Annotated in this window: 4 protein-coding genes and 2 pseudogenes; all 6 read right to left on the bottom strand. The window is 40.0% G+C overall.

The window, feature by feature from the left end; all coding sequences use genetic code 11:
- Positions 1–668: 668 nt before the first annotated feature.
- Positions 669–3,218: a hypothetical protein gene (locus AB6E78_RS19540; protein WP_372134095.1), complete on the bottom strand. Its 2,550-nt coding sequence runs from the start codon at positions 3,216–3,218 to the stop codon at positions 669–671.
- A gap of 210 nt (positions 3,219–3,428) precedes the next feature.
- Positions 3,429–3,813, bottom strand: a pseudogene (locus AB6E78_RS19535) (transposase); the annotation flags it as partial.
- 518 nt (positions 3,814–4,331) lie between these two features.
- Positions 4,332–4,586, bottom strand: coding sequence for a restriction endonuclease subunit S (locus tag AB6E78_RS19530; protein WP_017102006.1), 255 nt, complete (start codon positions 4,584–4,586; stop codon positions 4,332–4,334).
- A 30-nt stretch (positions 4,587–4,616) separates the two neighbouring features.
- Positions 4,617–5,314: pseudogene (locus AB6E78_RS19525) on the bottom strand (IS1 family transposase).
- 32 nt (positions 5,315–5,346) lie between these two features.
- Positions 5,347–5,553: a hypothetical protein gene (locus AB6E78_RS19520; protein ID WP_102258143.1), complete on the bottom strand. Its 207-nt coding sequence runs from the start codon at positions 5,551–5,553 to the stop codon at positions 5,347–5,349.
- Between the two features lie 107 nt (positions 5,554–5,660).
- Entirely contained in the window at positions 5,661–6,110 is a 450-nt protein-coding gene (locus tag AB6E78_RS19515) for a DUF1566 domain-containing protein (RefSeq protein WP_371971730.1), read from the bottom strand.
- Positions 6,111–6,165 lie beyond the last annotated feature (55 nt).

Here is a 6,165-nt window from a genome sequence, read left to right as displayed (position 1 = left end):
GTTAACCCACTTGTTCGAAATGTGTGTTCAGCGATATTCATTAGATCAAAGACGGCGATGCGCGTCTACCTCATTGTTTTTACGCCTGATTATGAGGGGATTCGTAAGCATGGGGCGTTTACGAAGCGTTCTAGCGCTAATTTCCGTTAACTGTAATCTCGTCATTTTTAGCCTGTACTTGGGGGTTAAAGTACCCCTGTATAAGAGTAACTTGGCGTTAATGTAAAAACAGTGTGGTAAAATCTACACCCCAACTCCTTCCAATAGGGCGTTTTTCATCGATAATTTAGCCTCTTAGCGAAAGCAACAACTAATTGGAAAGTGTTCCATAAATGCCCCTGTATTTTCAATTATTCACCACACACCATTTAAATCGATTTCAATGTAAATGGTTGCTTGTAAGAATATAAAATGTTGTTGAGGTAGAAGTATAAATTTCACAAGTGCGATGTAATTGGATAGGGAATATCTTGAAAAAAAGTTAACGATTGGGTGAAATTTAATTGGGAACTATCGGATCTTATTTTATTGTGTTTAATCAATTTATTGGTAAGGGTCTGAGGAGGTTAAATAAATTATTTTTACGATCTATTGTTTTTTTAGAAAAGAATGCCGCTTCAGACGACATTCTTAACCTATTTATGTCTGTTAAATCGATAGATAATCAGTTAGCGGGACCATGAAAACAATAAGTTTCCTAATGGATCGATAATCTCAAAGTCATATTGAACGGGTTGTTCCAGTTCAGCCATAAGACTCTCACTGATACCAAAGCCATTTCGATAAGCTGAGCCTATTGTATTTATCACCCCTGTTCCAGTGTCTACGGGTAAAATATTCCCCCCTGATTTCGAAAAAACATTTCCATACATAGTAGACATGTATTGATAAGACCTTAAGAAAGAGGTGGTTCGATTGATATTAATTTCATAGTCTGGCCCATTTTTTCTTTTAAATGCCAAGCGACCAATTGAGCCTACGGGAATTGAAGTATTTAAGTGTGGGCCTTGAATCGAATGTATTTTAATCGTATCGACGATGTTAAAAAGGATGCCTGATAACTCTTGCCTATATTCTTTATCTAACAAAGCAAATTGATATTGGCCTACTGGGCCCTGAGTATTCATGAACAACTGATTACCGTTTAACATGATGGCATCATTCTCAGTAGGCTTATCGGCCTTAATGCGAATATAAGGATTAATAATTATATTTTCACCTTTTTGATTCAGAGCACTTACCGTAATTGGAATACCCTTTGCTAGATAAGGTACATTTTCAAAAGACAGAGTTTGTCCATCTAATTCAATATTTTTCGCAAGAGTCATCCAATGATGATTTTGATTATAGACGTGGGTTTCTGATGTTTCGGTATTGCTGTAATCGACCTCAAGATTATAAGTTATCAGCTCCTCCCCTTGAAGTTGTTTGTGGAGGGTTAGGGTGGAGGGTTGGAAGCTTCCTAAAAACGTTAGGTTTCCCCGTGAATCTACAATTAGGTCTTCAGAGCCCGAAACTGTGTACGGTCCCGTAAGCCAGTTTTTGCTATAATGGTTGAAAATGTTGTTCAGAAATGGAGAGACATTAACCTGCACCGATTGTTGGTTAAATTTATCATACACTATTCTATAGACTCCATTTTCTTCTGGATGAAGTAAGGAAGGCGTACCATAGTGGTCGACCACTTCATTTAACCCCATACTACTTATCGCCACAAAGTCTATTGCTTGATGGGGGGTGATATGATTTCGTTCACGGCAATCAAACGTGAACAGTGATTCATGCGTTTGATTTTCGGGCACTCCATAAATTTTGTCATCAAAGAGGACCATCGCCGATGGATCAGAAAAACTCAAACTGCAGGTGGACCAAGCCTTTTTTCCGTCACTTCCAGGGACTTTTTCTCCTGTGGAATTAATGAATTGAACGCCTAGGTTACGGGCAGTTACATTAACGTCATTCAATAATAAATGTAAGGGCAAATCTTTATCCCTTTTAGTGTAGAGACTATCCGCTACATTAAGGTTTAAACGTAGATCTGTTTTATCTACATTCACTCTGTAATAATCGGGATGATGGGGGATGTACGAAGAAAGTTTATTTCCGTTAATTGAGACAGAGACTAAGAAGGTTTTTACCTCTTTGTTAGAAACTATGAGAAAACCGTCCTCAACTCTCCCAGCCTCGTCGGGGCCCACCTCGAGTTCGACTAAGGAGGTTACATCTATTCCATTGCTCGTTACAAGAAGACGATATGGAATATCTACATGAGCTTGTAATGCTTTTGGGAAGGCGGGAAGGTTGACTGTTATTCCGAACATAGTCACATAATCACTCAACGTTACTATTTCATAGTTTAAGCTGGCCTCTACTAAATTGGGGTGTTTGACCAAGATCTTATGTCGGCCTGTGTTCTTTGGATCAGACAGATACTCGTGGAGAGCGGCCAGAGATAGCTCTTTTCCATCAATTACATAGGTTAACAGCTCTGCTCTAACAGAGTGAATCTTCCCGTCCGCGTTAATATACGAAACCAAAGGGAGGACTTTTGCTCCAACAGGCAAGAAACGCTTTTGAGGATCCGTAATTAACCTGCTTCCCTTAATTTGTTCTTCTTTTATTTTAAAGTATTTCGCGTATTTTCGGCCGTTCGCTTGAATTTTAATTAAAAGGTTGCTGCCTTGAACATTTGCTTCGGTTGGGGTGATGAAGATATTGCCGACGGCATCACGTTGGATTAGTTTTTCATTTGTGGTCTCTAATTGCACATCGCTCTGTTTTAATGGGAAACGGCTAGACATCCCTAAGGCGTAACTATGTCCTACTTTAAGCACATCATCAGTCAACACGACTCCCGTGTATAAATCGATGAAAGTTAAGTTTAAAAATGCCGTCCCTAAGTCATTCGAATCAATTTTTAAGTAATATAAATCACCATTCCGTTTGTTCTTTAGCTTCACTTCACCATCTTTGAGCGCGACGATTTTCTTATCTTTGGTTAGTTTTATGAATTCTTTTCCTGACATTAACTCTAACTCTATGGCCTCGTTGCAGCACGCTGTTTGAGGTCTGCTCTTCACTATTTCTGAAAAATCAACCACTTCATGTGGTGAGAGGAGAAATTCTCCGGTAAATATCTTCTGCACCTCAGACCCTCCTTTCTCCTTACAACCGAGAAGAAGCAGCAGACCAAATAAAAAGAGTATTTTTAATTTCATAAGTATACAACCTAAATCTAAATATAAAGAAAGATAGTTATTAACCTAATAAATTGGTTTTTATACTTAATAATAATAATTAAGTATAAAATTTTTACAGATGTCTTAAGTGGAGCATATTCGAGCCTCCCACGTTTAGTAGACTCTTCTAGAATTCAGATAATAATTGTGATACTTCATGGCGTAAGTTTCGCCAATTTGGGCGTTTTAGTTTCTTAACCTTAATGTACCGCCGAGCAACGTCTTCATTCGGTACATTAAGGTCTCTGAAAGAGAGCGTTATGGTAGCCGTATGAGTTGAACTGCACATTTTAGGCGAATAACTTCGTCTCACAAGCTCCATCATCAGATATTTAATTGATTATTTGTCTCGACTATTTGAGCAAGTTAGGTAGAACTTCACCGTCGGATACACGGGATGAACTTAACTCAGCAGGAATGATTTCATGCGTGTTGTTATCTACCGTAAAATGGAACTTCCTCCAGACTCGGTGCTTCCCATCAGTACTATGCTTTTTAATTTTTCACTCGCCCTCACCGTAGACTTTTACCCTGTAGTCTCAATGGTTAAATGCTGGATTGTGCCTTTAGTTCTCTGATTTCAGAAACAAAGTCGATTGGCGCGATGGTACGTCCTAGAATCCTTTTATTTCTAGCCTGTATTTTGGGGGAGAAAGTGCCCCTGTATAAGAGTAACTTGGCGTTAATGTAAAAACAGTGTGGTCAAATCTACACCCCAACCCCTTCCAATAGGGGCGTTTTTCATCGATAATCCAAGCTCTTAGTGAAAACAAAAACCAACCGGATACTTTGTAAGAAGTGCCCCTGTATTTTCAATTATTCACCACACCCCACGACAAAGTTAAAAGACCTACCGAGAGTACTTTGCTAATAAATGATCTGAAGAGTCGAAACCTATTTTTATCAAACATTTGGACACTCTTTCGAGCTAGGAGGTGCTACGGGTAAGAATTAAGCCTGTGACGGTTCTGGACATAAATAAGTTTCGGAAAACCGATACCCCCAGAGTGCTAGAGACTGATGAGGTTCGGCTGCAATAGAGAACTGGGCGTTGGAAGTGATTGGGATGGCTTTAAAATAGTTGGTAATAAGCTAGGCTTGATTTGTAGCAACTGGAATTTTATTAATTGCGACTCTACCTGCAGTATCACCATTACCATACATAACGATGATTACCGAGTTTTCCGGTATTAACTTTGCGGTAGACTTCGTTATGGCATCTTCAGTGATGTAGGTCTCAGCAGAAAAAACCTTACAATTATTCACTTCCTTAGTTTTAATCCAAGGTACTGTCCCGTCGATATAAAACTCTTTAACTCGTGTACTTGGAGTCCCTCCAGAACACACTTTTGTAGGTCGTGACGCCAATTATTTGATTTAGTGGTAGAACTCTCGCTCAATGAAAGTCCCTATCACTTTATCGTGCATTTCTTCCGATTTCGAGAAGCCAATAGCTTTACGCACTAAACGTTTTTATCTGGAACGCAAAGTCAAATTGGTTCGTTCAATCCGCTGAGTGAACCTTTTCCCTACAACATGTTTTTCTTTTGGCAATTCTTTCGAGTAGACGCTGAAATCATCGGTGAAAAAGAAACTGATGTCGAATGGCTTAAGTAAAGCAAGTAACGCTCGCAGCTCATCTGTATTGCGCTTACCAAAGGCATGAGCAATGATGCGTTTATAACCGGGCTCCAATGCATACCAAAGCCAACGACGATTTTTTTTGTTTCCTACGAATGACCACTGTTCATCGACCTCACAGATGAGAGAGATGTTTGCTCTATCGAAAGGTATTGAGGTGACTTGTTTCGGCGAGAGTTTTTTAAAGTGCGCAGTACCGTGTTATGGCCAACTTTTAAGACACGACTTGTTTCTCTTACACCAGAGCTATTCATCGCCATATCAATGATTTGCTCTTTGACCTTGGGTTTATATGCTTCGTAAGCATAATCAAGTTGAAATGAGCGTTTGCACTCAAGGCAACGAAACCGCTGAAAGCCTGACACACCAGTACCATGTTTACGAACATACTCCGTTTGGTTGCAAAACCGACAGTTAACTTGAATAGTAGCCATAATTTTTAATTCAGAGTTGAGGGACTACCATTCTAACTCAAGCTCACCATGTTGGAGTCATGACCCAATTTCTTAACCTTTTTCTTTAACACCTTCAATGTCGGTAATTGGTCCTGTTTAGATACCCACTGCTGCCAACCAAAGAGTGATTGCTCATAGAAACGTACAAACATCCCCTCTTTTATGCCAACAATACGTTGACTGCTTTCAACCAATGCTAATTTAGTTTCAATATTCACTTATCTTCCCCCCCTAAAAAAGTGCCAGATGCAACTCTGGCACTTCAAAAACTAAAATTAAAAATTAAAAATTAAAACGTTAAACTCTAAACTCTAAACGCTCAACTTTAAGGATTTGAGACGCAGGATACGTAGCCCGTGAGGCTCGGCTGGTTGCTGAAGACGTAGCCATTGACGAGGTCCACGTCGTAATAGAGAGAACCATTAGGAGTCGCCGACCAATAGTAGTAGTTGGTCGGCCAACCGCGCGCGATAAACATCGGACCGAATGCGTCGTATAGCTCCGTTTTTAACTCGTCTCTTGTCGCTAAACGCCAGTTAGTTCGTCCGCCGAGACTATGGGTGTTGTAGGTAGTACACAGTGCATTTGCGTTATTCCAGTCGAATAGGTAAAAATCACCACCAACTGGGCCGGAATTTCCGCTTTCAGTATGAGTACCGTTTGTAGCACTACCGCCAATGCTGTCTAGATAGGCCGCTGATGGTGAATTGGTAAGCAACTTACCACTACCACCTCTATCGTAGATATCAATACATGTACCAGCCAAGTTACACACATTCACCTCCACCGTATTACTGGGGATGCCATCTTTGGTGGCCGTGAGTGTCGTA

Source organism: Vibrio sp. 10N.247.310.98 (assembly GCF_041467395.1).
Taxonomy (GTDB): Bacteria; Pseudomonadota; Gammaproteobacteria; order Enterobacterales; family Vibrionaceae; genus Vibrio; species Vibrio crassostreae_C.
The sequence above is the reverse complement of the archived record's forward strand: the minus strand, read 5'-3'. Positions and strand labels throughout refer to the sequence as shown.